Here is a 340-nt window from a genome sequence, read left to right on the forward strand (position 1 = left end):
TGTGCAACAACAGGTGAAATAGATTATATGGTTGTATCGGGTTCAACGGATGAAGGTAATGATATATTCGTGACTTTAATTAAGTTTGATGACCAGTGGGATGTACCCGCAGGAACTATGTCTTGTTGTCGAGCCACAGCGGGAGCTATGGTTGGTGTTTACGATCAAAAATTCCCAGAAAAAGTAGCGGTTGAGTGGTTAGATAAGTCAGAGAGCAGAATTTACTACGGTGAACTGGCAATAAATAAAAATGGTTATAAATTAGCTAAAAATTTACCTGCTTATGCATGGATAAGCACAGGAGAAGTAGAAGAAAATATCAGGCCTTATTTAATTGTTG

1 protein-coding gene is annotated in these 340 nt (G+C 37.9%); it reads left to right on the top strand.

Going from position 1 to position 340, the window contains the following annotated elements:
* Window positions 1-340, top strand: a 340-nt coding sequence (locus H5154_RS23300) for a DUF2931 domain-containing protein (RefSeq protein ID WP_182719783.1), incomplete at both ends; no start/stop codon positions are given.

Source organism: Pseudoalteromonas sp. SR44-5, from assembly GCF_014163675.1.
Lineage (GTDB): Bacteria > Pseudomonadota > Gammaproteobacteria > Enterobacterales > Alteromonadaceae > Pseudoalteromonas > Pseudoalteromonas rhizosphaerae.